Annotated in this window: 25 protein-coding genes, 3 tRNA genes and 2 pseudogenes; 12 read left to right on the forward strand and 18 right to left on the reverse strand. The window is 67.8% G+C overall.

Annotated elements, in window-relative coordinates; translation table 11 throughout:
- Nucleotides 1–38 precede the first annotated feature (38 nt).
- Nucleotides 39–368 carry a roadblock/LC7 domain-containing protein gene (locus AC3WQR_RS08365; RefSeq protein ID WP_235944037.1) on the forward strand — a complete coding sequence of 110 codons (330 nt, stop codon included), beginning with the start codon at nucleotides 39–41 and terminating at the stop codon, nucleotides 366–368.
- A 103-nt stretch (nucleotides 369–471) separates the two neighbouring features.
- On the forward strand, nucleotides 472–831 hold the full coding sequence (locus AC3WQR_RS08370; protein WP_095746312.1) for a hypothetical protein: 360 nt from the start codon (nucleotides 472–474) through the stop codon (nucleotides 829–831).
- Nucleotides 832–886: 55 nt separating this feature from the next.
- Here AC3WQR_RS08370 and AC3WQR_RS08375 read toward each other — a convergent pair whose 3' ends face one another.
- The 5 genes and pseudogenes from AC3WQR_RS08375 to AC3WQR_RS08395 all read right to left on the reverse strand — a co-directional run bounded on the left by AC3WQR_RS08375 (nucleotide 887) and on the right by AC3WQR_RS08395 (nucleotide 6,017).
- Complete coding sequence (locus AC3WQR_RS08375; RefSeq protein WP_492741720.1) at nucleotides 887–2,128, reverse strand: dienelactone hydrolase family protein; 1,242 nt, start codon at nucleotides 2,126–2,128, stop codon at nucleotides 887–889.
- 51 nt (nucleotides 2,129–2,179) lie between these two features.
- Nucleotides 2,180–2,668 (reverse strand): annotated as a pseudogene (locus AC3WQR_RS08380) (flavin reductase family protein); the annotation flags it as partial.
- Between the two features lie 9 nt (nucleotides 2,669–2,677).
- Nucleotides 2,678–3,913: pseudogene (locus tag AC3WQR_RS08385) on the reverse strand (styrene monooxygenase/indole monooxygenase family protein); the annotation flags it as partial.
- A gap of 13 nt (nucleotides 3,914–3,926) precedes the next feature.
- Nucleotides 3,927–5,174: a styrene monooxygenase/indole monooxygenase family protein gene (locus AC3WQR_RS08390; protein WP_492741721.1), complete on the reverse strand. Its 1,248-nt coding sequence runs from the start codon at nucleotides 5,172–5,174 to the stop codon at nucleotides 3,927–3,929.
- Between the two features lie 48 nt (nucleotides 5,175–5,222).
- Nucleotides 5,223–6,017, reverse strand: a complete 795-nt coding sequence (locus AC3WQR_RS08395) for an SDR family oxidoreductase (protein ID WP_070062424.1) — start codon at nucleotides 6,015–6,017, stop codon at nucleotides 5,223–5,225.
- A 184-nt stretch (nucleotides 6,018–6,201) separates the two neighbouring features.
- Between AC3WQR_RS08395 and AC3WQR_RS08400 the strand changes: the two genes are divergently transcribed.
- A complete protein-coding gene (locus tag AC3WQR_RS08400) occupies nucleotides 6,202–7,212 on the forward strand; it encodes an AraC family transcriptional regulator (protein ID WP_492741722.1) in 1,011 nt (336 codons plus the stop codon).
- A gap of 15 nt (nucleotides 7,213–7,227) precedes the next feature.
- On the opposite strand, the gene AC3WQR_RS08405 is transcribed toward AC3WQR_RS08400, so the two are convergent.
- Nucleotides 7,228–7,935, reverse strand: a complete 708-nt coding sequence (locus AC3WQR_RS08405) for a siderophore-interacting protein (RefSeq protein ID WP_492741723.1) — start codon at nucleotides 7,933–7,935, stop codon at nucleotides 7,228–7,230.
- Between the two features lie 212 nt (nucleotides 7,936–8,147).
- On the opposite strand from AC3WQR_RS08405, the gene AC3WQR_RS08410 reads away from it, so the two are divergent.
- The 5 genes from AC3WQR_RS08410 (at nucleotide 8,148) to AC3WQR_RS08430 (ending at nucleotide 12,790) form a co-directional block, all read left to right on the forward strand.
- Nucleotides 8,148–8,771 (forward strand): TetR/AcrR family transcriptional regulator, encoded by a 624-nt coding sequence (locus AC3WQR_RS08410; RefSeq protein ID WP_492741724.1) that lies wholly within the window; start codon nucleotides 8,148–8,150, stop codon nucleotides 8,769–8,771.
- Between the two features lie 419 nt (nucleotides 8,772–9,190).
- Complete coding sequence (locus AC3WQR_RS08415; RefSeq protein ID WP_492741725.1) at nucleotides 9,191–10,141, forward strand: universal stress protein; 951 nt, start codon at nucleotides 9,191–9,193, stop codon at nucleotides 10,139–10,141.
- Complete coding sequence (locus AC3WQR_RS08420; RefSeq protein ID WP_062469933.1) at nucleotides 10,131–10,646, forward strand: hypothetical protein; 516 nt, start codon at nucleotides 10,131–10,133, stop codon at nucleotides 10,644–10,646. Before AC3WQR_RS08415 ends, AC3WQR_RS08420 begins: the two co-directional genes overlap by 11 nt.
- A 76-nt stretch (nucleotides 10,647–10,722) precedes the next feature.
- Nucleotides 10,723–10,986 (forward strand): hypothetical protein, encoded by a 264-nt coding sequence (locus tag AC3WQR_RS08425; protein ID WP_070062421.1) that lies wholly within the window; start codon nucleotides 10,723–10,725, stop codon nucleotides 10,984–10,986.
- Between the two features lie 169 nt (nucleotides 10,987–11,155).
- Nucleotides 11,156–12,790 (forward strand): ATP-binding protein, encoded by a 1,635-nt coding sequence (locus tag AC3WQR_RS08430; RefSeq protein ID WP_492741726.1) that lies wholly within the window; start codon nucleotides 11,156–11,158, stop codon nucleotides 12,788–12,790.
- A 159-nt stretch (nucleotides 12,791–12,949) separates the two neighbouring features.
- Here AC3WQR_RS08430 and AC3WQR_RS08435 read toward each other — a convergent pair whose 3' ends face one another.
- The 11 genes from AC3WQR_RS08435 to folC all read right to left on the reverse strand — a co-directional run bounded on the left by AC3WQR_RS08435 (nucleotide 12,950) and on the right by folC (nucleotide 21,733).
- Entirely contained in the window at nucleotides 12,950–13,567 is a 618-nt protein-coding gene (locus AC3WQR_RS08435) for a DUF4337 domain-containing protein (RefSeq protein ID WP_070062419.1), read from the reverse strand.
- Nucleotides 13,568–13,820: 253 nt separating this feature from the next.
- Nucleotides 13,821–14,192 carry a hypothetical protein gene (locus AC3WQR_RS08440; RefSeq protein WP_070062418.1) on the reverse strand — a complete coding sequence of 124 codons (372 nt, stop codon included), beginning with the start codon at nucleotides 14,190–14,192 and terminating at the stop codon, nucleotides 13,821–13,823.
- A 219-nt stretch (nucleotides 14,193–14,411) separates the two neighbouring features.
- A tRNA-Asp gene (locus tag AC3WQR_RS08445) sits at nucleotides 14,412–14,488 on the reverse strand.
- Nucleotides 14,489–14,557: 69 nt separating this feature from the next.
- Nucleotides 14,558–14,633: transfer RNA gene (locus AC3WQR_RS08450), tRNA-Glu, on the reverse strand.
- A gap of 51 nt (nucleotides 14,634–14,684) precedes the next feature.
- A tRNA-Ala gene (locus AC3WQR_RS08455) sits at nucleotides 14,685–14,760 on the reverse strand.
- A 36-nt stretch (nucleotides 14,761–14,796) separates the two neighbouring features.
- Nucleotides 14,797–16,185 (reverse strand): glutamate--tRNA ligase, encoded by a 1,389-nt coding sequence (gene gltX, locus AC3WQR_RS08460; protein ID WP_492741727.1) that lies wholly within the window; start codon nucleotides 16,183–16,185, stop codon nucleotides 14,797–14,799.
- A gap of 11 nt (nucleotides 16,186–16,196) precedes the next feature.
- Entirely contained in the window at nucleotides 16,197–17,420 is a 1,224-nt protein-coding gene (locus tag AC3WQR_RS08465) for an O-succinylhomoserine sulfhydrylase (protein WP_492741728.1), read from the reverse strand.
- Nucleotides 17,421–17,441: 21 nt separating this feature from the next.
- Complete coding sequence (purF, locus tag AC3WQR_RS08470) at nucleotides 17,442–18,944, reverse strand: amidophosphoribosyltransferase (protein ID WP_070062415.1); 1,503 nt, start codon at nucleotides 18,942–18,944, stop codon at nucleotides 17,442–17,444.
- A gap of 12 nt (nucleotides 18,945–18,956) precedes the next feature.
- On the reverse strand, nucleotides 18,957–19,442 hold the full coding sequence (locus tag AC3WQR_RS08475; protein ID WP_192192989.1) for a CvpA family protein: 486 nt from the start codon (nucleotides 19,440–19,442) through the stop codon (nucleotides 18,957–18,959).
- A gap of 35 nt (nucleotides 19,443–19,477) precedes the next feature.
- The gene (locus tag AC3WQR_RS08480; RefSeq protein WP_492741729.1) at nucleotides 19,478–20,353 is read right to left on the reverse strand and encodes an SPOR domain-containing protein; all 876 of its coding nucleotides are present in this window, start codon (nucleotides 20,351–20,353) and stop codon (nucleotides 19,478–19,480) included.
- A 72-nt stretch (nucleotides 20,354–20,425) separates the two neighbouring features.
- Nucleotides 20,426–21,733: a bifunctional tetrahydrofolate synthase/dihydrofolate synthase gene (gene folC, locus AC3WQR_RS08485; RefSeq protein ID WP_492741730.1), complete on the reverse strand. Its 1,308-nt coding sequence runs from the start codon at nucleotides 21,731–21,733 to the stop codon at nucleotides 20,426–20,428.
- A gap of 36 nt (nucleotides 21,734–21,769) precedes the next feature.
- Here folC and AC3WQR_RS08490 point away from each other — a divergent pair, with 36 nt between their 5' ends.
- The 4 genes from AC3WQR_RS08490 to argG all read left to right on the forward strand — a co-directional run bounded on the left by AC3WQR_RS08490 (nucleotide 21,770) and on the right by argG (nucleotide 24,639).
- Entirely contained in the window at nucleotides 21,770–22,123 is a 354-nt protein-coding gene (locus AC3WQR_RS08490) for an ArsC family reductase (protein WP_492741731.1), read from the forward strand.
- A gap of 58 nt (nucleotides 22,124–22,181) precedes the next feature.
- Nucleotides 22,182–22,829, forward strand: a complete 648-nt coding sequence (locus tag AC3WQR_RS08495; protein ID WP_492741732.1) for a hypothetical protein — start codon at nucleotides 22,182–22,184, stop codon at nucleotides 22,827–22,829.
- Nucleotides 22,830–22,956: 127 nt separating this feature from the next.
- Entirely contained in the window at nucleotides 22,957–23,283 is a 327-nt protein-coding gene (gene ppnP / locus AC3WQR_RS08500; protein ID WP_492741733.1) for a pyrimidine/purine nucleoside phosphorylase, read from the forward strand.
- Between the two features lie 15 nt (nucleotides 23,284–23,298).
- A complete protein-coding gene (gene argG / locus AC3WQR_RS08505) occupies nucleotides 23,299–24,639 on the forward strand; it encodes an argininosuccinate synthase (protein WP_492741734.1) in 1,341 nt (446 codons plus the stop codon).
- Between the two features lie 90 nt (nucleotides 24,640–24,729).
- Here argG and AC3WQR_RS08510 read toward each other — a convergent pair whose 3' ends face one another.
- Nucleotides 24,730–25,563 carry a glycine-rich domain-containing protein gene (locus tag AC3WQR_RS08510; protein ID WP_487848174.1) on the reverse strand — a complete coding sequence of 278 codons (834 nt, stop codon included), beginning with the start codon at nucleotides 25,561–25,563 and terminating at the stop codon, nucleotides 24,730–24,732.
- Between the last annotated feature and the right edge of the window lie 2 nt (nucleotides 25,564–25,565).

A 25,565-nucleotide genomic window follows, 5' to 3' on the forward strand; every position in this document is an offset into this window, starting at 1 on the left:
GAATCAGGCTTGCAGCGGAATCGGCCATCGACACCCTGATGCGGGAAATCAAGGGCGTGAAGGCCGTGGTGATCTCGACCGAGGACGGCCTGGAGCTGGCCGCGCGCGTCGAGAACACCGCGCAGGTCGCGCGCCTGTCGGCCATCGCCAGTTCGCTGGCCGCGCTGGGCGCCGTGGCCGGCGAGGAAAGCCAGCTGGGCCACTGCGACAACGTGGCGATCGAGGCCACGCACGGCCACATCCTGATGCTGCAGGCGCGGCATCCCGAGATGACGCTGATCGTGAGCGTGGTCACCAGCCGCGAAGCCATCATCGGCCAGGTCCTGTACTTCGCGAAACAGGCGACGCAGCTGCTGCAGCACGCCTGACGCCGGGCATCGGCGCACCACACCCATTCGACACCGGCAGCCGCCCATCCCCTTCGCCCGGGTGGCCGCCGACTTTCAGGGGCGAGGACTAGGAAAGATTTCGATGGCAAATATCAAGCAATCCATGGACGACCTGATGACCTGCGACGGCGCCCTGTGCGCGGCGCTGGTCGACTCGAGCAGCGGCATGATCCTGGGCCAGATCGGCTCGGGCGTCGATCTCGAGGTGGCCGCCGCCGGCAACACCGAAGTGGTCCGCGCCAAGCTGCGCACCATGCGCGACCTCGGCCTGAACGACAGCATCGAAGACATGCTGATCACGCTCGGCAAGCAATACCACATCATCCGCCCGATGCAGAAGAAGGAAGGCCTGTTCGTCTACCTGGTGCTGGACAAGACCAAGTCGAACCTGGCCATGGCGCGCCGCAAGACGCTCGACGTCGAACAAGGCATGACGGTCTGAGAAGCCCGCCGCGTCCCGCGCGGCAGCTTCGCCGCGCGGACGCATCAGGTTCGCATCAAGCGCGCGTCAGCAGCGTGTTCGACGGCAGCGTCTCGTCGAGCAGCTTGCGCGCCGTTTCCACGCCCGCCACCGGCAGCAGCGCCGGATCGAGCAGGCCCACCTGCACCAGCACGCTCGCCTGGTCCCAGTAGATGTGCTCGTGGTAGAGCTTGTCGCCGCGGAACTTGATGACCGCGAGCAGCGGGATCTCCACGCGCTTTCCGGTGGGCGCCACGCCGGGCAGCATCCATGGGATCTCGGTGGTGTGGGTGAAGCAGAACAGCATCTCGTCGACCACCTGCGTCGCGCCCACGGTGCGCGAGATCGGCACCAGCGAGGTGTCGGGCGGGTTGCTGTTGACGAAATGGTTCGTATAGAACGCGTGCAGGTTCTTGTAGCCCACGCCGCCGGTCATGGTCGGGATGTGGTTCACGTAGGGCTCGGCCACCATGGTGCCCATGGTGTCGTCCACGTTGCGGGTGCCAAACTCGTACTCGCAGTGCTTGTCCCACAGCGCGGCAAGGTCGTAGTTCGGGCCGATGGCCGACTTCAGCGCGGCCACGCTGCGCTCGTGCGCCATGAGCGCCGAGGCGCGGTGGAAGTGCTCGCCGCCCACGCGCGCAAAGGCGTGGTCGACGCCGGGGTACACATGCACCTCGACGTTCGGCCGGCCGCGCAGGGTCTGCACGATGCGGTCGCGCGCCTCGGGCGGGCAGAAGCCGTCGAGCTCGGCCACGTGCAACGCGAGCTTGCAGCGGATGCGGTCGGCCTCGTCGAGCGCGGCGTCGATGCCCACGCCGTAGTAGCCCACGGCCACGTCCGCGTCGGTGCGGCAGGCCGCCAGGTAGGCGAGCTTGCCGCCCAGGCAGAAGCCGAGCACGCCGACCTTGCCGCCGGGCACCTCGGGGCGCTGGCGCAGCGCGGTGATGGCGGCCTGCATGTCCTGCATGCCGAGCGCTTCGTCGAAGCCCTGGTACAGCGCGAAGGCGCGCTGCCAGTCGTCGGGCGAATAGCCCAGCTGCACGTCGGGCTGCTGGCGCCAGAACAGGTCGGGCACGAGCACCACGTAGCCTTCCTCGGCGTAGTAGTCGGCCACGTCGCGCATGGTCTTGTTGACGCCGAAGATTTCCTGCGCGAGCACCAGGCCCGGGCCGGTGCCGCCGCGCGGCAGGGCCAGGTAGGCGCCGAAGCTGCCGCTGCCGTCGGCGGCCTGGATGCGGATGTCTTGCGACGAGGAGGTGGATGCCTTGTTCTGCATGGGTGTGTGACTCCGTTCAATGCTCAAAGGTGGACGTGGGGAACCAGGGGCTCACTGTACGCATTCCGGATGGCGCGTCGTGACCTGGTAGTAGCCCGAGTGAAAAACCAGCGGCTCGCCGTCGAAGCGTTCGTAGCCTTCGACCTCGCCGATGAAGATCAGGTGGTCGCCGCCGTCGTACTGTCGCACGTTGCGGCACACGAAGCGCGCGAGCACGCCGTTGAGCAGCGGCACGCCGGCCGTGCCCTCGCAGCAGTCGACGCCGCCGAACTTGTCGGCCTGCGGTGTCGAGAACTGGCGCGACAGATGATGCTGCGGCGCGGCCAGCACGTTGATCGCGAAGTGGCTCGCGCCGGTGAAGTCGGCCACGCTGGGCGCCTGCCGTGCCAGGCTCCACAGCACCAGCGGCGGATCGAGCGACACCGACGAGAACGAGTTGGCCGTCATGCCCACGCGGCGCCCGTCGAGCGCGCGCGTGGTGATGACGGTGACGCCGGTGCTGAACTGGCCGAGCGCCTTGCGGAAGTCGCGCCGGTCGAAGCGGTCGACCGCCGCCTCGCGCGCCTTGGCTTCGAGAAAGCGGTCGGCCTCGGCCGCGTCGAACCACCAGAGTGCGAAGTTGCGCGGATCGTCGAAGCCGTTGACCACCGCGCTCGCCACGGCCGGCCTGTGCGTGGCGCTCTGCAGCAGCTTCTGCAGGTGCGGCGCGGGCGGCGTGAGCAGGCTGTGCGTCCAGTCGGTGGCCCAGCGGGCGTAGCCCTCCCAGTAGCGATCGAAGGTCTGCTGCATCCACGCGGCGCCGAAGGGCGCGTCGCCGTGTTCGAGGATGCGCTTGAGGTAGATGTCGGCCGCCTTGGCCGCGTTGTTCGAGCCCTGCCCCGTGATCGGGTCGTTGAGCACCACGGCATCGGCCAGCCCCAGCACCTGGCGGCCCGAGGGCAGCGTGGCGACCGGGTGGCGCACCACGGGCGTGACGCGGCCACGCAGCACACCGTGGTCGTCGGTGAGCTCGATGTGTTCGCAGCGCTCGGCCTCCCAGGGCAGGAAGGTTTCGAGAATCTGCTTGCTGCGCGCCAGGTGCTCCTGCGGCGTCTTCACGTCGTCCCAGCAATCCATGGGGCCGCCGGGCACGCCTTCGAACACCATGATCTCGCACGGGCCGCTGGTGGTGAGCGCCGGGAACACGAAGTACTCGCCGACACCCGGAATGAGGCTGAAGCTCACGGCCGCGAACGGCTCGCGCGGGCGCATGCCCTTCACGTAGGTGAGCGCCAACGCGCGCTGCGGCGCGTCGAACGGCGAGCGCGCGTCATCGCGCGGGAACAGCGCCGAGATCTCGCCCTTGCCGCTCGCCACGACCACGAGGTCGTGCGTGCGCGCGCAGTCTTCCAGCGTGTCGAGGTCTGCGTCCTGGTGAACGAGCCGGCCGCCACGCGCCTCGAACAACGTCATCCACGCAGAGATCTTCAGCCGCTGGTCGACCGACTGCGCGGGGCCGTCGAGCTTCGCCTCCCACGCGATGGCGCGACTGCCTTCCGGGCTTCGCACCGACATGCCGATGCCCTCGACCACCGGGCAGGTGTCGGCCCAGCTGTCGAGCCCCAGTTCGCGCTCGGTCTGCAGCGCGGTCTCGAACATGCACTGGCTGGACATCACCGGCCCGTCGAAGATCTCCTGCGCCGTGCGGTTCGCATACACCGTCACGGCGTACCCTTTGGCCCGCAGGCCCAGCGCGAGCTGCATGCCGGACTGGCCGGCGCCGACGATGGCCACGCGTCGTGTCATGCGCTGGCTCCGCCTACGCAGCCGCCGCGGCGGCCGCGCAGGTGTCGAGGTAGCGGTCGGCCTCCTGCGGGTCGGCGAACCACGGGAAGAAGGTGCGCGGATCGTCGAAGCCGTTGGCGATGGCACTGGCCATCGGCGGCACAGCGCCGGCGCTGCCGAGCAGCTTGAGCACGTGCGGCGGCGGCGGTGCGAGCAGCATGTTGGTCCAGCGCGTGACCCACTGCGCGTAGCCGAACCAGTAGCGGTCGAAGGTCTGCTGCATCCACGGCGCATCGGCCGCGCCGTCGCCGCGCGCCAGGATGCTTTTCAGGTAGGTGTCGGCGCACTTGGCCGCATTGTTCGAACCCTGTCCCGTGATCGGATCGTTGAGCACCACCACGTCGGCCAGGCCGAGTACCTTGCGACCCGAAGGCAGCGTGGCGATGGGCTTGCGCACGGTGGGCGCGAAGCGGCCCGCAAGGATGCCGTTGTCGTCGGTGAGCTCGATGTCGGCGCAGCGCTCGGCCTCCCAGGGCGTGAAGGTGTCGAGAATCCACTTGCTGCGCGCCAGGTGCTCCTGCGGCGTCTTCACGTCGGCCCAGCAGTCCATCGGGCCGCCGGGCACGCCTTCGAACACCATGATCTCGCACGGGCCCGTGGTGGTCAGCGCCGGGAACACGAAGTACTCGCCCACGCCCGGAATGAGGTTGAAGCACACGGCCGAGTACGGCGTGCGCGGGCGCATTCCCTTCACGTAGGTGAGCGCCAGGGCGCGCTGCGGCTGGTCGTAGGTCGACTTGGCGGCGTCGCGCTCGAAGAGCTTGGAGATCTCGCCCTTGCCGCTGGCCACCAGCGTGAGGTCGTGGCTGCGGGCGCATGCCTCGAGGTCGTCGATGCCGGCGTCCTTGAAGACCAGCTCGCCGCCCTTCTGCTGGAACAGCGCCATCCACGCCGGCACCTTCACGCGCTGGTCGACCGACTGCGCGCTCGAGTTCAGCCGCGCCGCCCATTCGATGGCCTTGGCGCCCTTCTGCTCGGGGTGCGGCACGGCGAAGCCGATGCCATCGACCGTGGGGCAGTCGCTGGCCCAATGGTCGAGCCCGAGGTCGCGCTCGACCTGCAGCGCGGTGTGGAACATGCACTGGCTCGACATGACCTTGCCGTGGCGGATGTCGTCCGCCGTGCGGTTGCTGTACATGGTGACCTCGTAGCCTGCGTCCAGCAGACCCAGTCCCAGTTGCAGGCCCGACTGGCCCGCGCCGACGATGGCGATTCGCTTCATGGCTTGCTCCTTCTGTGTTGTCTCGTGGGGTGTTGTTGTGGATGCCGATCAGGGCTCCATCAGGCGGGGAATGGCTGGCACGGCCTGCTCGGGGCCCATGGCGGAATAGCCGCCGTCCACCGCGTAGTCGGCGCCGGTGACGAAGCTCGCGTGCTCGGAGCACAGGAACAGCACCACCTGCGCCACCTCGTCGGGGTCGCCGACGCGCCCCAGCAGGTGGTAGGGCGCGGCCACGCGATCGGTGCGCGCGCGGTCGCCGCCCGTCAGCTGGTCCATCACGGCCGACCAGGTCCAGCCCGGCGAGACGCTGTTCACGCGGATGCGGTCGGGGGCGAGGTCCATCGCCATGTTGCGCGTGAGCTGCGCCATGGCGGCCTTGCTCACGGGGTAAAGCCAGCGCCCGGTCTGGGCCACGCGCGACGAGATGCTGGTGAAGTTGACCACCGCCCCGCCGCCGGCCGCCACCATGTGCGGGTGCGCCGCCTGCAGCATGGCCACGGCACTGGCCACGTTCACGTTGAACGAGGTGAGCCAGTCGGCGCGCGGCGACTTGAAGCCGTCGTCCACGTACGAGCACGCCAGGTTCACCAGAAAGTGCACGCCGCCGTGGCGGGTGGCGGCCTCGTCGACGCAGGCCTTCACCTGTGCGTCGTCGGTGATGTCGGTGCGCACGAAGCGCACCCCGGCGCCCAGCGCGTCGGCCAGCGGCTGGCCCTTGTCGGCGTCGATGTCGGCGATGACCACCTTCACGCCCGCCGCGTGGAAGGCGCGCACCACGCCGGCGCCTATCAATGTCGAGCCACCCGTGACGATGGCGCTTTTGCCTTCGAGTCCCTTGAACATGACGCTTGCTCTCCTCGGTTGAATCGCCGGTTCGGCGAATGGGCCAAAGGTAGAGCGCCGGACCTCGCCGGCCGATCCGGAAAACGCAGGCGCTGTCCCTGCCGCGCAGGTTTTTTCGGGGGCTCCAAGGGACGGCCCGAATTGTGGGCTGGAAGGCTTTTTGCTACGGTCTGCCCGCTTCCCTATGGAAACCGCCACCGCCCCCCGGCTGCCGCTGCAGCGTTACCGTTTGTTCGAGAGCCACGACATGGACGAGGCGCGCGAAAGCGTGGCCCGCGTGTTCTGCCCCCACGGCCTCACGATGCTGCGCCCGCGCACCGAACTGGACGCCTGCCACCACAGCGCGCGGCTGCACCGCGACGTGAGCCTCAATTACGTGCAGTACGGCCCCGGCGTGCAGATCGACCCGGGCTACCTGCAGGATTTCTTCCTGTTGCAGATTCCGTTGCGCGGCGGCGCCGACATCCGCTGCGGCGGCCAGCAGGTCGACGCCACGCCGCGCGTCGCCTCGCTGCCCTCGCCCACCGAATTGCTGTCGATGCGCTGGGCCGACGACAGCCCGCACCTGATCGTGCGCATCGCGCGCGCGGCGCTGCTGTCGCGGCTCGAGGCACTGCTGCAGGCCCCCGTGCGCCAGCACCTGGTGTTCGACCTCGGCGTGCCGCTGGACAACCCCGCGCTCGCGCCGCTGGTGCACTTCATCGACTACCTGCGGCTCACGCTCGATGCCGGCAATGCGCTCCAAGGCGGCGGGCGACTGGCCGAGCATGCCGAGGAGTACCTGATGTCGAGCCTGCTGATGTCGGCCGGCCACAACCACTCGCGCGCGCTCGCCGGCGATGCGCAGCGCCACCTGCTGCCGCGCGCGGTGCGCAAGGCACAGGAGTTCATGGCCGCGCACGCCGAGCAGCCGCTGTCGCTGGCCGACGTGTGCCGCGAGGCCGGCTGCAGCGCGCGCGCCCTGCAGATCGCGTTCCGCCAGCATGCGGGCCAGGGACCGATGGAGTTTCTGCGCGAGCTGCGGCTGGACCGGGTGCGCGCCGAGCTGCAGGCCGCGTCCACGCAGACGGGCGTGCGCGACGTGGCGGAGAAATACGGCTTCCTTCACCTGGGCCATTTCGCCGCCCAGTACCGCGCACGCTTCGGCGAGCGGCCCTCGGACACCCGCGCGCGCCACGCACCGGCGGAACACTGACCCGGCGCGTCGGGCTCAGGCCCGGTCGCGGTGATCGGCTTCGCCGTGCTTCCAGTAGCCCTTGGCGGTCAGGCGCGTGCGCGCCAGGCCTTGGTCGTTCAGGAAATGGGCGCGCAGCGTGCGCACCACGCCCGACTCGCCCGCCAGCCAGATGTAACCCGGCCCTGCCGGCTGCGGCCGGTGCATCAGCTGTTGTTGAAGCGCCAGCCCCGGCTCGGCCGGATCGCCGGTGAGCCAGCAGGTGCGCAACACAGCCTGGCTGCGGATCTCCTGCACATCGGCCGCCGTGGGCACTTCGACATAGGTCTTGAGGCGGATCTCCGGCCCGAGGCTCGCGGCAATCGACTGGATCGCGGGCAGCGCGGTCGCGTCGCCGGCCAGCATCACCCAGCGCGCGTCGTCCGGGAGCGCGAAACCGCCGTCGCGCGGCCCGGCGAAGCCGATGCGTTCGCCCGGCTGCGCCCGTGCCGCCCAGGCCGACGCAGGGCCTTCGTGGCCGCTGTCGCCGTGCAGCACGAAGTCCAACTCGAGCGTGGCGGCGACGCGGTCGATGCGGCGAATGGTGTAGGCCCGCCCTTCGCCGCCGGGCACGAACACCTTCACCCAGGCGCTGGGTTGGTCGGCCGCCGCGTGGCGCAAGAAGGCGGCGACATCCGAGCCGCCGAGGGTGATGCGGCGCATGTGCGGCGTCACGAGGCGGCACTGCAGGACGTGGGCTTCCAATCGCGCACCGCGCTCAGGCGGGGCCGCTGCACTCGGTTGCGGGGATTGGAAGGCGGAAGGCAACGCACGCGGCGCGTGGGCCTCGGAGGCATTGGCTGTCATGGTGTGTGTATCGATTCGGATGTTGCGAACTCTTGAATGCGAGCATTTGCTCGGTTCTTCTTAGAATACGAGCCATCACTCGCATTGAAAACTCGCATTCGAACCGCCCGATGAAATCCCTTCCCCAGCCAAGAAAGACGCCGCGCCAGGCGCGCTCGCAGCAGATGGTCGAGGTCATCCTGGAAGCCACGGCTCGCGTTCTGGGCGAGCGCGGCTATGCCGGCACCAACACCAACGTGGTGGCCGAACGCGCCGGCGTGAGCGTGGGGTCGCTCTACCAGTACTTCCCGAACAAGGACTCGCTGATCACCGCGCTGCACGAGCGGCACGCGGGTCAGATGTACGCGGTGATCGACGAGGTGCTGGCCGCCTCGCGTGCGCGCAGCCTGCGCGGGCGCGTGCAGGCCATGGTGCGCGCGCTGCTCGCGGCGCATGCGGTGTATCCCGAGCTGCATCGCGTGCTCGAAAAGGAATTTCCCTTCTTCGATGCGCCGCGCGAAGAGAGTGCGGCCGACCACGACATCTTCCGGCGCGTGCGCCAGCTGCTGGACGAGCACCGCCCCGAGCTCGCGCCGCGCAACCTCGACCTCGCCACCTGGGTGGTGCTGCAGATCATGGAGACGCTGGTGCATGCGGCCGTCATCGAGCCGCCCGCGCAGTTCGAGCCGGCCGCGCTCGAGGCCTCGATCGTCGATGCGCTCATGGGCTATCTCTGCGGCCCGGCCGGGCGCTAAACAGTGGGATCTCATGCGTGAACCTCCAGGAAGACAGGGACAGACACGGAAACACGTCCCCTCCTGCGCATGACAAATGAAAAGGAAAAATGGGAAGCCCAACCGCGCACACCCTGCACCGCGCGGCTCCAATCTGGCAAAGGTTGTGCGGGTACTGAGCGGATTCGGCCGCATCCGGCCTAGACTCCCCCGCATGAACGCCCAGCCCTTCCTCCACACCTCGACGTCCCGCCCCGGCGGTTGCACGCCTGCGTGGGCGCGGATGACAGCGGCGGCCCAGCAGACGCCCGCACATTCCTGAGCCCGGCGGTCCGCCTCTTTCCCCCTCTCTCTTTTCAGCGCAAACCATCGACCGCCGGGCACCTGCCCCGCGCGGCTGCGCCCCCGTCATCCGGGGTCGCGTTCGACTGGAGTGCGTCATGCATCATCATCAGGTTCAGCGGGAGCACGCCCTTCCCGGAGGCGGCGTCGCATCCAGCACGCCGTCCTTTCAATCCATCCTCGCCGTCACCGACCTGACGGCGCGCGGCAACCGCGCGGTCGAACGCGCCGCCCTGCTCGCGGCCGAGCACGGCGCACTGCTGAAGCTCGTCTACGCGCCCGCGGACCTGGCGCCGCTCGCGCACGCCGAAGCAGCGACCGCCCTCGCGGGGCTGGCCCGCGCCATGGCCTCGCGCTTCGATGTGCTGGTCAAGCAGGTCGCGGGGCCGGGCGGCGGCCTCGCGCAGATCGTGGACGAGGCACGCTACGTCGACCTCGTGGTGCTGAGCCACGAACGCGACCGCTCGCCCGCCGCCTTCTTCACCGGCCAGCCCGTGGAGCGGCTGCTGCGGCAGCTGCGCTGCCCGGTGCTCGTGACGCGGCTCGACACGCGCCTGCGCTACAGCCGCATCCTGGTGGCCGTCGACTTCACGCCCGCCTCGCGCGAACTCGTGAGCCTGGCCCACGGGCTGGACCCCGACGCCGCGCTGGAGCTGTTCCACGCACTCAACACGATGCACGAGAGCAAGCTGCGCTACGCCGAGGTGTCCGAGCACGCCATCAAGACCTACCGCCACGACAGCATGCGGCAGGCGCGCGAGCGGCTGTTCTCGCTCACCGACTCGTCGAGCGCGCGGCGCAACCGCGTGCTCTCGGCCATCGGCCGCGGCGACCCGGCGCGGCAGGCCACGGTGCAGCAGCAGCACGCGCGCGCCGAGCTGCTGGTGGTCGGCAAGCGCCGCGCCCATCCGATGGCCGACTTCCTGTTCGGCAGCGTGGCGCAGCGCGTGCTGTGCTGGGCCACGGGCGACGTGCTGGTCGTGCCCGCGGACCGCCGCGCCGACACCCCGTCGCTCGTCATTTCGAGGAAGCTGCAAGATGTTCGCTGAAGACCCCCTCACCAAGTACCCGCTGCGCCAGTCGCTGCTGCCCGGCGCCGAAGGCCTGGCCGTCTTCGCCCAGCGCGGGCCGGTCGACTGGCTTTCGCGCCCCGACCAGTACGTGTTCATCTGCGAAGGACGCGGCGGCCGGATCTACGCGGCGAACGAGGCCGCGCTCGAAGAAGCCCAGCAGCTGATCCGGGACGCGCACGGCGATCAGGTCGTCTCGCGCGAACCCGAGATCCACACCTTCGTCGATCCCGCGCTCGACGCGGTGGTCGAGCCGATCATGTTCCTGCGCCTGAAGAGCCCGCGCGCCTACGCCACCGTGCTGCGCGACGAGCTCGACCGGCGCCGCGCGGACGTGAAGGAAGAAGACCTGCAGCGCCACGACGTCGTGATCCGCGCCGAGGTGCGGCTGGCCGACCTCATGGGCTACGCGAAGTCGGCGCTGGCGATGTCGAACGGCTCGGCGGTGATCTGGAACTGGCTGCTGCGCTACGGGATGGCCTGAGGCTGCGGCCGGGCGCCTCTTCTCCCTCCCACAAACCCGGTAGCCGGATTTCGGCCGGCGCGGCTAGATTTGCGACATGGCCGACAACCCGCTGTTCCTCTTCTTCACGATGACCGAGAAATTCTCGGACCACCTGAGCGCGACCGGCGCCTATCCGGAGAAGTTCGTGCTGAACCTTGCGCAGCACGACACCTACCTGCGCGACGTGGCGCTCTTCAACGCGGGCCGCCAGCGCCCCCTGGACCCGGCCTTGCACATGGGCATCCGCATCGAGATCGATGCGGCCTCGCCGGGTGTGATGGTGGCCTCCGACGGCACGCAGGTCCTGCTGCTGGGGTAGCGCTGCGCCTGAACTCGCGCAACCTGGGAAGGCGCGAACCGGTCAATGACCGGACAGGGCGCCCGATCAAAACCGGCGCACCGCCAGGCAAAGGCGGCTGACGAGATCCTCCGCAGAATCGGACTCCCCTCGGAGCGACGCGCATCGCCAAGCGTCGATCGAAGTCCAAATGAACCTGAATCTGGGAACTGCTGCGTTCTTCACGGCGCTGGCGGAATTCGTCCTTGCCGCCGGCATGCTGGCGCTGTGGGCGAAGGGACGCGCGCGCTATCTGCTGGTCTGGGGCGTCGGCTTCCTTGTCTTCGGGATCGGCGCCTTGCTGCTCATCCTGCGGGACAGGATCCCGGACTTCTTCTCCATCCTCCTCGGGAATTTCCTCACGACACTGAGTTCGGTCCTGTTCTACGTGGGCATCTGCCTGTTCTTCGATCGGCGCCGCGCGTGGCTGCCCTGGATGGCAGGGGTACTGGCCGTGGAAGTGGCCTTGCTGGCCTGCTTCTCCTATGTCACCTACGACACCTCGGCCCGTGTCTACGTGTACGGCGCGGCCCAGTCGGCGATCGCCCTGATGACCCTCCAGGCACTGTGCACGATGGGTCGTGGACGCGGGGGAAACAGCAACCCCGAAGTGGTCGTCGTCGCCTTGTTGGCGTTGCTGGTTCATGGTGCACGTCTGGTCGGCACGCCCTTCTTTCCCGTGCCACAGGATTTTCTGGCGTCGGGCAATTTCCAGACCCTGCTGGCCTTCGGCTTGAAGTTGACCCACATCGGCTACGCGCTCGCGTTCGGCAACATGCACGCCGCCGCCTTGCATGCCGATCTGCGCGCGGCCCTCGCCCACATCGAGGCCAAGGCCCATCAGAAAGTCGAGATCCTGGGCTACATCGGCCACGACCTGCGCGCACCGCTTGCGACGATCGGCGGGTACGCGTCTCTCCTGCTCGCCGATGCGCACGACACGCAGCGCAAGCATCTGCTGACCATCCAGCGCAGCGTCAAGTACCAGCTCCACCTGATCGACGAACTGCTGGAGTACGCCAAGGCAGAGCTGCAACCGCTGACGGTCCACCCCGTCACCACCGACCTGCCGCGCCTGCTGGACGACATTTCCGACTACGCCGTCGCTCTGTGCGCGCAGCGGAACAACCGCTTTCGCTACCGCCCTTCCGAGCGAATGCCCCGAGAGATCGGCCTGGACGGAAAGCGCATGCAGCAAGTGCTGCTGAACCTGCTGTCCAACGCCGCCAAGTTCACGCGCGACGGCGTGGTGACCTTGTCGGTCACGGCCCGGCCCGAGGGACGCGCGTGTGTCTTGAGCTTCGCGGTCAGTGACACCGGGATCGGCATCGACATGAGCCGCAACATCGACATCTTCGGCGCCTTCCAGCAGATGCACCCCGCGAGCGGCAGCACGGGACTGGGCCTGTTCATCGCGCAGCGCATCGTCTCGGCCATGGGCGGAACGCTGAGCGTGGCCGGTCAGGGTGCGACGTTCTCCTTCGCGCTGTCGGTGCCGGTCGATGCCTTCGACGCGGACTGGCCCGTCGTCGCGCAGCGGGAGACCGCGCCTGGCGAGCCATCACCGGCGCTCGCGATGCCCCGGCATGCCATGCCGGAGGATCGTGCCCTGGACGAGCTCGCCAGCCTGGCGCTTCAGGGCCGCGTCACGGACATCGAGCACTGGATCGAACGCCACGCCGAAGAAGCCGCCTACACGCCGTTCCTGGCCCTGCTTGTCGACCTGCTGGAGCGGTTGGACCTGCGCGGGATTCACGCGCTGGTGAACCGCCCCGCCAAGTCCTAGTGTGGTGTCCCGCAAATAGCTGCGCAAAATGAAATCGATGCGTTTCGCGCCAGGGCAAGGCGCAAACCGCAGCGATACCCGTAGGTATCGCGAGGATTTGCAACGCCGCCCTGGCGTGAAAGGCGCGATTTCATGCGCAGTTATTTGTGGGACACCACACTAGATGTGCAGCGCGGCCAGCGCGCCGATCGCGACGCCCGCGACGGCCACGCCGTACATGGCGCGCTCCAGCCATTTCTTCCGGGTGAGCAGCGCAATGGCCGCCAGCGCGATGGAGACCTGCAGCACGGTGGTGGCCTGCGCCCAGCGGTGGTGCTGGTGCATCTGCGTCTCGGACTGCGCGTCCCAGCGGCTGGCCTCGTCCTCCAGCTTCTTGGCAGCCGCCTGGATCTCGGTCTTCTCCTGCTCGTAGCGGGTGACCTTCACCTGCCAGCCCTGGCGACGGCCGTCGTCGGTGGCGGTGTCGCGTGCGAACTCCGCCAGCGCCTGCTTGGTGCTCTTCGACTGGAAGTAGTTCCACTGGTTCGAAGCCTCGGTCTTCTTGATGGCCGCGTTGTTCTTGTAGAGGCCGGCGTTGGCCTGCGTGGCCCCGCCCATGTACGCGAAGATCGCGCCCGCCGTCGCAATGGCTGCGGTGCTCACGGCGATCTTTCCGGTCGTGCTCATGCCCTTGCCTGAGGAGGCGGCACCGTCATGGCCGTGGTCGTGGCCGCCGGAGGCGGCATGTTCGAGTTCGTGATCGTGCGGACCATGCACGTGAAAGCCGTGTCCTGACATGAAGTTCTTCTAGGCGTTGTTGTTGGAAATCTGGAGGGCGCGCGAGTATGCCCGGACTTCATGCGTCGATGGCTCGGGGAAAGTCCTGTCGGCTCTGCGGATGCGCAGGGCTCGCAGGCACCCGCCGGGAACGCTTGGGTGCACTCCGGAAACGTGCTGCGCTCAGGTCAGCCGCGCGTGCGTGCGAGCCGGGCTTGGCAGCAGATCACCGATGCCAGGCCCGGCAGATTCGCAGGGATCGACGTTCCCGATATCAGTCGCGATCCTCGTAGTAGCGACGGTGCTGCTCGCGCTCCCATTGCCGGCGACGCCATTCGCGGCGCTCTGCGCGGCGCTCCTCCCAGCGTTGCGCGCGACGCTCTTCCCAACGGGATTCAGGCTCGTAGTAGACAGGTGCCGGGGCGGAGTAGACCGGCTGCGCGGGCTGGTAGTAGGTCGGGGCGGGCCTCGAATAGACAGGCGCCGGCTCGTAATAGACCGGTGCGGGCTCGCTCACGACCACGCCAGGCAGGTTGACGCCAATGGACCAGCTGGTGGCTGCACTGGCCGATGCAGCGGTGAACAAGGCTGCGGCAGCAACGAGACCTGCGAAACCCAGCTTGAGAGTGGCTCGGGGGAAAGTCATTTCATCTCCTGGAGGGCGAGAAATAGCCCTGATGCACAACCAACGCCTGGCCTTGCGGCGCCGCGTACATCGCCACGGTGAAGAACGTTCCCAAATGTCACGCTGCCAGCTGGTCGAGGTGGGGTTGGTCGGAATCCCTGGAACAAGTGCCCATCCGCGCCCAAGCCCCGGAGCAAAACAAAAAGCCCCAGTAGCAAAACTGCTACTGGGGCTTGTGTTTGGCGGAGTGGACGGGACTCGAACCCGCGACCCCCGGCGTGACAGGCCGGTATTCTAACCAACTGAACTACCACTCCTGGTAGACAACGTTCGTTCCTTGCGGAACCGAGTGTTGACGACTCGTGCCGACTTCACCGAAGTGAAACTGGCGACCCTACGGGGATTCGAACCCCGGTAGCCACCGTGAAAGGGTGGTGTCCTAGGCCTCTAGACGATAGGGTCAAAACCTTGGACGTGCTGCGATCAGCATCTCTAACCTACTCGACACTTTGATGGTGGAGGTAAACGGGATCGAACCGATGACCTCTTGCATGCCATGCAAGCGCTCTCCCAGCTGAGCTATACCCCCGTGTGGGTGTCGAGCCTCGAATTATAGCCCGATTTTTCAGGCCTTTTTCAATCGCTCGATAACTTTTTCGCGGGAAAAAATTTCGAGCACTGAATCGAGGGACGGTGTCTGCGATGTTCCCATCACAAGCACTCGTACTGGCATCGCTAACACGGGCATTTTCAGCGCGTGTGTCGCGAGGACTTCCTTGATCATAACTGCGATTTCGGCCCTCTCCCAGGCGACCGTCATCAATTTTTCAACGAGTGTTGCGATCGCTGGCTTCACTGCATCGGTGATGTGCTGCGCGCGGTCTGCATCGCTCACTTCGATGTCCGAATAGAACGCTGCAGCCCAACCAGCGAGCGCCGCCGTGGTGTCGCAACGGTCCTTGAAGAGCGCACAGATCGCAGGCAAACGTGCGTCGGCGACGATGCCGCGCTTTTGCAACTGCGCTGCAACAAGCGGTGCAAGCTCGTCACCGCTCTTGGCCTTGATGTACTGCGCATTCACCCACGCGAGCTTGGCCGCGTCCCACTGCGCGGGGCTCTTCGACAGGTGCGATCCGTCGAACCAGCTCACCATCTGCTCGCGCGTGAAGAGCTCGTCGTCGCCGTGGCTCCAGCCCAGGCGCGCGAGGTAGTTGAGCATGGCTTCGGGCAGGTAGCCGTTGTCCTCGTACGCGGTGACGCTCACGGCGCCGCGGCGCTTCGAAAGCTTCTGCCCGTCGTCGCCGAGGATCACGGGCACGTGGCCGAACTGCGGCAGCGGTGCGCCAAGCGCGCGGAAGATGTTGATCTGCCACGGCGTGTTGTTGATGTGCTCGTCGCCGCGGAACACGTGCGTGATGTTCATGTCCCAGTCGTCGACCACCACCGCGAAGTTGTAGGTGGGCACACCGTCGGGCCGCAGGATGATCAGGTCGTCGATCTCGCGGTTGTTGATGGTGATCTCGCCCTTGACGAGGTCGTTCCACGTCACGTCGCCTTCGGGCGGATTGCAAAAGCGCACCACGGGTGGCACGCCTTCGGGCACGGGCGGCAGCACCTTGCCGGGCGCCGGACGCCAGCGGCGGTCGTACAGCGTCTTCTCGCCGCGCGCGCGCTGGGCTTCGCGCATCTCGTCGAGCTCGGCCGGCGTGCAGTAGCAGTGGTAGGCGGTGCCGGCCGCGAGCATCTGCGCGATGACTTCGCGGTAGCGCTCGAGGCGCTGCATCTGGTAGATCGGGCCTTCGTCGTAGTCGAGGCCGAGCCAGTGCATCGACGCAAGGATCTGGTCGGTCGAGTCCTGCGTGGAGCGGGCCACGTCGGTGTCCTCGATGCGCAGCACGAACTCGCCGCCGTGGTGGCGTGCATAGGCCCACGAATAGAGTGCAGTGCGCGCCGTGCCCAGGTGCAGGAAGCCGGTGGGAGACGGTGCGATGCGGGTGCGAACTTTGCCGGTCATGAAATGAAAAATCAGGAAGTCAGGGTGCTCAGGCCGCGCGAAAGGTCGGCCGTGATGTCGTCGATGTATTCGAGGCCGACCGCGAGGCGGATCAACCCCTGGCTGATGCCGGCAGCCTGGCGCTGCACTTCGGTGAGGCGGCCGTGCGAGGTCGTGCCGGGGTGCGTGATGATGGTCTTGGTGTCGCCCAGGTTGGTGGCGATGCTCACGACGCGCGTGCTGTTGATCACGTGAAAGGCGTTGGCGCGCGCGGCGTCGGGCGTGTCGCCGACCACGTCGAACGACACCACCGCCCCGCCCTGCCCCGACTGCTGGCGCATCGCGAGTTCGTGCTGTCCATGCGAGGCAAGACCGGGGTAGTACACGCGCGCAATGCCGGGCTGCTGCTCGAGCCACTGCGCCACGGCCAGCGCATTCGCGCATTGCGCCTTCATGCGAATGCCGAGCGTTTCCATGCCCTTGAGCACGACCCACGCATTGAATGGCGACAGCGCCATGCCGGCGGTGCGCACCACGGGGCCGAAGACATCGACGATGAGCTTCGACGGACCGCAAATCGCGCCAGCCATCACACGGCCCTGGCCGTCGAGGTACTTGGTGCCCGAATGGATGATGAGGTCAGCGCCCAGCTCGGCCGGCCGCTGCAGGATCGGCGTGCAGAAGCAGTTGTCGACCGCGAGCAGCGCGCCCACGCCGTGGGCCAGGTCGGCCAGTGCCTGGATGTCGCAGACTTCCGTCAGCGGGTTGGTCGGCGTTTCTGCGAAGAGCAGCTTGGTGTTGGGTTTGAGCGCGGCGCGCCATTCGGCCACGTCGGTCTGCGAGACAAAGGTGGTCTCGACGCCGAACTTGGCGAACTCCTTGCCGAACAGGTTCAGCGTGGAGCCGAACACCGAGCACGAGCAGATCACGTGGTCACCGGCCTTGAGCAGGCCCATGCACATCATGAGGATCGCGCCCATGCCGGTCGAGGCGCCGATGGCGGCCTCGGTGCCTTCGAGCGCGGCCAGGCGCTGCTCGAAGCTGGCGACCGTCGGGTTCGAGGTGCGCGAGTAGGTGAAGCCGGCCTCGGTGCCGGCGAAGCGGCGGGCCGAGGTCTCGGCGTCGGGCTGCACGAAGCCGCTCGTGAGGAACAGGGCCTCCGAGTGCTCGCCGTGCTGGCTGGGCGCCAGGCCGGTGCGCAGCGCGAGGGTGTCGCGGTGCAGGCCGGGTGGCAAGGTGCGTTCGTCTTGGCTCACGTCGGCCCTCTCTTCTTTCTCTTACTCGCTGGGGTTCGGCAGGGCGAGGCGCGAAGCGTCTTCTTCGTTTTCCTCGATGCGCGGACGGTTGCCGTTCATGCGCGAGATGGCGGCGGTGTCGATGTCGCCGGTCACGTACACGCCGTCGAAGCACGAGGCGTCGAAACCGGCGAGCTTCGGGTTGAGCGAGCCGATGGCGCGCTTCATGGCGTCAACGTCCTGGTAGATCAGCGCATCGCAGCCGATGAGCTCGCGAATTTCCTCGACGGTGCGGTCGTGCGCCACGAGTTCGTCCTTGGTCGGCATGTCGATGCCGTAGACGTTGGGGTAGCGCACCGGCGGCGCGGCGCTGGCCAGGTAGACCTTGCGGGCGCCGGCGTCGCGCGCCATCTGCACGATCTCGCGGCTGGTGGTGCCGCGCACGATGGAGTCGTCGACCAGCAGCACGTTGCGGCCCTTGAATTCGCTGCCGATCACGTTGAGCTTCTGGCGCACCGACTTCTTGCGAACGCCCTGCCCCGGCATGATGAACGTGCGACCGACGTAGCGGTTCTTCACGAAGCCTTCGCGGTATGGAATGCCCAGGAGGTGCGCGAGCTGCGTGGCGCTCGGGCGGCTCGATTCGGGAATCGGGATGATCACGTCGATCTGGTTCGGCGGCACGGTCGAGACCACGCGCTTGGCCAGCGTTTCGCCGAGGTTCAGGCGCGCCTGATACACCGAGATACCGTCGAGCACCGAGTCGGGACGTGCGAGGTACACGAACTCGAAGATGCACGGGTTGAGCGACGCACCTTCGGCGCACTGCATCGAGTGCACGTTGCCTTCGAGGTCGATGAACACGGCCTCGCCCGGTTCGATGTTGCGTTCGAACACGTGGCCCGAGCCTTCGAGCGCGACCGATTCGCTGGCCACCATGACGGTGCCGTCGGCGCTGCGGCCCATGCACAGCGGGCGGATGCCGTAGGGATCGCGGAAGGCCAGCAGGCCGTGGCCGGCGATCAGCGAGACCACGGCGTAGGAGCCGCGCAGGCGCTTGTAGACGTTCTTGACGGCGGCGAACACCTCGGCCGGGTGCAGCGGCACGCCGCGCGAAGAGCGCTCGACTTCGTGGGCCAGCACGTTGAGCAGCACTTCGGAGTCGCTCTCGGTGTTGGTGTGGCGGTGGTCGGTGGAGAACAGCTCCGCGCGCAGGGCGTGCGCGTTGGTCAGGTTGCCGTTGTGCACCAGCACGATGCCGAAGGGCGCGTTCACGTAGAAGGGCTGCGCCTCTTCTTCGCTGTAGGCGTTGCCCGCGGTCGGGTAGCGCACCTGGCCCAGGCCCACGTTGCCCGGCAGCGCGCGCATGTTGCGGGTGCGGAACACGTCGCGCACCATGCCCTTGGCCTTGTGCATGAAGAACTTGCGTTCCAGCAAGGTCACGATGCCGGCCGCGTCCTGGCCGCGGTGCTGCAGCAGCAGCAGCGCGTCATAGAGCAGCTGGTTGACGGGTGCGTTGCTGACAACGCCGACGATTCCACACATGAACGATTCCTCTCAGGGCAGGTAGCTTGCCAACTTTTCAGGCAGCGAGGGTTTGAGGCCCTGCAATGCCGCATCGAGAACAATGGCGCTGCGCGATTCGTGCCACCAGGCACTGTCGCTCAACGCCAGCAAATGAACAACGACCGCCAGCACGAGCAGGGCCACTGCCCCCCGTGCCGCGCCGAACGCTGCTCCCAAAATCCGGTCCACCGGCCGCAGGCCGACCGCGGCGATCAGCTTGCGCGTGAGGGCTGCCGCCAGCCCCACGCCGAACGCCACCGCCACGAACACCAGCACGAAGGCCAGCGGGTAACGCCAGGTGGCCTGCGGTTCGCCGAACGGCAGCCAGGCCGCCACGTCGGAGGCCACCCACTGGGCCACGATGAAGGCGGCCACCCATCCGATCAGCGAAATCACTTCGAACACCAGGCCGCGCACCAGCCCGAACAGCATCGACAGCACGATGAGCGCGATGGCGATCCAGTCGAGCAGGGCCACGGCAATGAACTACAGGCAGCGGGCGACGGCGGTGCTTACAACGTGAGGATGGCTGCGGCCAAAGACAAGCCCTTGACCCGGTCCGCGGCCTTCTCGGCCTCGGCACGCGAGGCGAACGGCCCGACGCGCACACGCGTGCGTTCGCCGTCGGTCGTCTTGGCGACGTGTACGTAGGTCTTGAGGCCGGCGCGTTCGAGCTTCTGGCGCACTTCGCGCGCCTTGTCGGCATCGGCGAAAGCACCGACCTGCACGACGAAGCGGCCGTTGTCGTCGGCGGCCGGCTTGGGCGCGGCGGCGGGCGGCTTGCCTTCGAGCAGCGCGCGGGCGCGGGCGCCGTCATCGGCGTTCGCGGCGGGCTTGGCGGGTTCCGGCTTCGGCTTGGCCTCGGGCTTCGGTTCGGGCTTTTTCGGCTCCGGCTTGGGTTCCGGTTTGGGCTCGGGCTTCGGCTCGGGTTTGGGTTCCGGCTTGGGCTCGGGCTTCTTCGGCTCCACGGCGGGCTTGGGCGCCGCCGGCGTCGCGGGCACGGTCGCGCCCGGCTCGATCACGGTACCGTCGGCGGTCTCGGTGATCATGCCGCCGGCCGACGAGGCGGCCGCCACGCGGGAGCTGCCGTCGGACGACGACGACGGCGCGCTGCTCGTCGCGGGTGCCGGCGTGGCGGGCACGGGCAGCGGCTTGGCCTTGTTGCGGTCGGGAATCTCGATCGGGATATCGACCGGCACGGGGCGCGGTTGGGTGTCGAACAGCAGCGGGAAGCCGATCACGCCGACCAGCACCAGCACCGCCGCGCCGAGCAGCCGATGGCGCGCACGCCGGCGCATGGATTCGACACTTTCCGCCGGCACCGCCGCGGGGGCGCTGCGTCCTTCGTTGCCTTGTGGGCCGCGCGCGCGGAACTTGAAAAACGCCATGAAGTTCGATCCCTGGAGGAGTGCAGCGAGGTGGTGCCCGATGGTGCCGGATGGGTGTGGACAGCCCGACGATCAGCCGCCTGGCAGCAGGTGTTTGGCTTGCAGCCGGGGGGTGCCGTTTTCGAGGACGCCACCCACGGTGAAGAACGATCCGAAGACCACGATTCTATCAGTGGCACCTGCCTGCTCGATGGCCGCGCGCAGGGCGTCCATCGGGCTCGCGTGCACGCTGCCCGAGGCGTCTTTGCGCGTGTTCTGGGCCTGCCACGCGGCCAGCAGATCGGCGGCCTTGGCGGCGCGCGGCGTGGGCAGGTCGGTGAAGTACCAGCGGTCGATCAGCGGCCCGATGCGCGCCAGGATGGGCGCGAGGTCCTTGTCGGCCATGACGCCGAACACGCCGTGCGTGGTGGGCGAAAAACCCATCGCGTCGAGGTTCTCGGCCAGCGCCGCGACGGCGTGGGCGTTGTGCGCCACGTCGAGCACCAGCGTGGGCTCGCCCGGCACGATCTGGAAGCGGCCCGGCAGCTCGACCATCGCGAGCCCGTTGCGCACCGCCTGCGCCGTGATCGGCAGCTGCGGGCGCAGCGCCTCGAGCGCCGCGAGCACGCCCGCCGCATTGAGCAGCTGGTTGGCGCCGCGCAGCGCCGGATAGGCCAGCCCGCTGTAGCGCCGCCCGCGGCCCGACCAGCCCCACTGCTGCTTGTCGCCCGAGACGTTGAAGTCGTGCCCGAAGCGCCACAGGTCGGCGCCGATGGCGTTGGCGTGGTCGATGACGCTTTGCGGCGGCACCGGGTCGCTCACGATGGCGGGCTTGCCGGCGCGCAGGATGCCGGCCTTCTCGAAGCCGATGCTTTCGCGGTCGGGGCCGAGGTATTCCATGTGGTCCAGGTCGATGCTGGTGATGATCGCGCAGTCGGCGTCGATGATGTTCACCGCGTCGAGCCGGCCGCCCAGGCCGACCTCGAGGATCGCCACGTCGGGCTTCTCCTGGATCATGCAATGCAGGATGCCGAGCGTGGTGAACTCGAAGTAGGTCAGGGCCATGTCGCCGCGGGCCTTTTCCACCACCTCGAAGCTTGCTATCAGTTTGGAAGCATCGACCGCTTCGCCCTTGAGCCGCAGCCGCTCCTCGAAGCGCACCAGGTGCGGCGAGGTGAACACGGCCGTGCGGTAGCCCGCGTGCGTGAGGATCGATTCGAGCATGGCGCAGGTCGAACCCTTGCCGTTGGTGCCCGCCACCGTGATGACGGGGCAGTCGAAACGCAGGCCCAGACGCTGCGCCATTTCTTTGGCGCGATCGAGCCCGAGTTCGATCTTGTCGGGATGAAGGTGCTCGGCGCGCGCGAGCCAGTCGTTCAGGGTTTCCATGGAGGCCGGCATTGTCGCCGACCCGCCGCTCGCGGCATCATGGCGGCCATGACAACCCTATACGGCATTCCGAACTGCGACACCGTCAAGCGCGCCCGCGCCTGGCTCGACGACCATGGCGTGGCCTACGCCTTCCACGATTTCAAGAAACAGGGCGTGCCCGAGGCCGAGCTCGACCGCTGGCTCCAGGCCCCTGGCTGGGAGGCGCTGGTCAACCGCAAGGGCACCACCTGGCGCAAGCTGGACGAGGCCATGCGCGACGCAGTGGTCGACGCCGCCTCGGCCCGCCCCGTGCTGCTGGCCAACCCCAGCCTGATCAAGCGGCCGGTGGTCGATTGGGGCCCGAAGACGGGCGTAACGACTGGTTTCGATGCCGACAGCTGGGCTGTGAACGCCGTGTAAACCCCGGAACCCCGTCCCGCCGGCCGGCCTCCAACCGCGATCTGCAGGAGAGAACACCATGAACAGACACGTTTTTCGCATCCTCACGGGGCTGTCGGCGGCTGGCCTGCTGGCCACGGGCGCCAGCGTCGTGCAGGCCCAGCAAGTGGTCCAGGCGCGCGTGATTTCCGCCACGCCGATCCGCGAAACGACCGGCAGCGACGTCAGCTACAACGTCACCTACGAATACCAGGGCCGCCAGTACACGACCCGCACCACCAGCCGGCCGGGCGCCACCATCCCGATTCAGGCCAGCGCCTACGGCGTGACCACGTCGGGCGTGACCACCGCGCCGGTCCAGCCCCAGTCGCAATTGCAGCCCTACCCGGTCGAGGCCAACAACGGCCCGCAGTACCAGGAGCAGTACCAGCCGTACCCGCAACAGGGGCAGTACCAGCAAGGCGCCAACTCCCCCTGGGACAGCGTCGTGCCCGAACCCGGCGTGGTGGTGTCCAACGCGCCCGCGCCGGTCTACGTGCAGCCGGCCCCGGTGTACGCCCCGCCCGTCTACGTGCAGCCCGCCTACACCTACCCGTATGCGCAGCCCTACGCCTACCCGCCGGTCGGCATCTCGCTGAACCTGGGCTATTCGCGCGGCTGGGGCGGTGGCGGCTACTACCGTGGCTATCGCGGATGGGGCGGCCATCGCCACGGCTGGCGCTACTGAGTTTCCCCCACGGCGGGCCGGCTCTCCCGAGCCCCTAAAATCGAGGGCTTCTCCAACCCCGGGGGTGCTGCTGCCGCGGCGCGTCCCTCGATCCGCCGAACGCGCAGGCGCCGGCGCCATCCATCCAATGACGACGACTACCGACACCATCAACAGCGCCGCAGTGGCCACCAAGGCCAATGTGTATTTCGACGGCAAGTGCGTGAGCCACAACCTCACCCTGGCGGACGGCACCAAGAAATCGGTCGGCGTGATCCTGCCCTCCACCCTCACCTTCAACACCGGCGCGCCTGAAATCATGGAAGGCACCGGCGGCAGCTGCGAATACCAGCTCGCGGGCACCAGCGAATGGATCGCCTCGGGCCCCGGCCAGAAGTTCAGCATTCCCGGCAATTCGAGCTTCCAGATCCGCGTGAGCGGCGAGCCCTACAGCTACATCTGCCACTTCGGTTGAAACGGAACCCCTGACATGTCGACCATTCTCCAAAACGTTCCCGCCGGCCAGAAGGTCGGCATCGCCTTCTCGGGCGGCCTGGACACCAGCGCAGCGCTGCACTGGATGAAGCTCAAGGGCGCCGTCCCCTACGCCTACACCGCCAACCTCGGCCAGCCCGACGAGCCCGACTACGACGAGATCCCGCGCAAGGCGATGCTCTACGGCGCCGAGAACGCCCGCCTGATCGACTGCCGCGCACAACTGGCCAACGAAGGCATCGCCGCCCTGCAGGCCGGCGCGTTCCATGTGACCACCGCCGGCGTGACCTACTTCAACACCACGCCGCTGGGCCGCGCGGTGACGGGCACCATGCTGGTGTCGGCCATGAAGGAAGACGACGTCCACATCTGGGGCGACGGCAGCACCTACAAGGGCAACGACATCGAGCGCTTCTACCGCTACGGCCTGCTCACCAACCCCGCGCTGAAGATCTACAAGCCCTGGCTCGACCAGGTCTTCATCGACGAGCTGGGCGGCCGCGCCGAAATGTCGGCGTTCATGCAGAAGGCCGGCTTCGCCTACAAGATGTCGTCCGAGAAGGCCTATTCGACCGACTCGAACATGCTGGGCGCCACGCACGAGGCCAAAGACCTCGAGCACCTGAACAGCGGCATGCAGATCGTGCAGCCCATCATGGGCGTGGCCTTCTGGAAGGACGAAGTCGAAGTCAAGCGCGAAACCGTCTCGGTGCGTTTCGAAGAAGGTGTGCCCGTCGCCCTGAACGGCGTGCGCTACACGAACCTGGTCGAGCTGATCCTCGAAGCCAACCGCATCGGCGGTCGCCACGGCCTGGGCATGAGCGACCAGATCGAGAACCGCATCATCGAGGCCAAGAGCCGCGGCATCTACGAGGCCCCGGGCCTCGCGCTGCTGTTCATCGCCTACGAGCGCCTGGTCACCGGCATCCACAACGAAGACACCATCGAGCAGTACCGCGACAACGGCCGCCGCCTGGGCCGCCTGCTGTACCAGGGCCGCTGGTTCGACCCGCAGGCCATCATGCTGCGCGAAACGGCCCAGCGCTGGGTGGCGCGCGCCATCACCGGCGAAGTGACGGTCGAGCTGCGCCGCGGCAACGACTACTCGATCCTGAACACCGAATCGGCCAACCTCACCTACAAGCCCGAGCGCCTGAGCATGGAAAAGGTCGAAGGCGCGTTCACGCCGCTGGACCGCATCGGCCAGCTCACGATGCGCAATCTGGACATCGTCGACACGCGCGAAAAGCTCGCCATCTACACGCAGGTCGGCCTGCTGTCGTCGGGCGAAGGCGCCTCGCTGCCGAAGCTGGCGAACGACGACGACGCGAGCTGATCGATCCCTTCGCTGCCCTTGCCAACCGCAAGGGCAGCAATGACAACGGGCCCCTCGGGGCCCGTTTTTCTTTGGAAGGTGCACCCGGCGTCAGTCGCCGCCTCCTCCGCACCCGCCACCGCATCCACCGCCCCCATCGGACGCGCCACCGCCGTCGCTGGAGCCGCCATCGCCGCTCCCGCTCGCCTCGCTGCCGCCGAAGCCTCCGGCATCGCCCGAGCTGCCGCCGTCGGACGACGAATCGCCGAAGCTCGTGCCGCAGTGCGCGTCGGTGCCCGTTGCGCGCTCGATCGCCCGGCAATCGGGGATGTAGTGAAAGCCGTCCGCAATCGCAAACTTGATGTCCAGCGCAAACAGCAGCGGCAGTCGCGCCGGATTGCGCGGGTCGATGCTTTCTTCCTTGCAGGCCCAGTACCAGGTGCGGCGCAGGCCGTCGTTGCGCCGCGCGTCCTGGCCCAGTACCTCGGCCGGGCTGTGGTGCAGCAGGCGCCCGAAGGCCGCCTGGCACCAGGTCTGGTAGCCCTGCGTGTGCAGGATGAACTCGTGCCAGGCCGTGTCGACCACCCGCGAGGGCATGGCGACGAACTTGAGGTTGCTGCGCAGGTACGCCATGAAGAACTGCCGCAGCCCGCGCAGCACCAACTCGGCGTCGCGTCGGCTCAGTTGCGGGTGCGCCGCGCGGAGCTTGCCGATCAGGAACGGCGGCAGCCGGGCCTCGCGGATGAACTGGCGGCGCAGGCTGAGTTCGATCTGGCTCAGGAGCCCCGCGAATAAGAGGGCCGCGAGGATCAGCAGCACCGACCCCCACCAGCCCGCCCGCACCAGGAACACCGAGGCGATGCCCGCCACGATGACGGCAAGCTGCGCCCAGCCCAGCACGGCGATGCGCCGGCGGTAGTTCAGGTGCAGGAAGTCGAGATCCACCG

It is taken from the genome of Variovorax sp. FW305-3-2-15-B-LB1 (assembly GCF_058787635.1).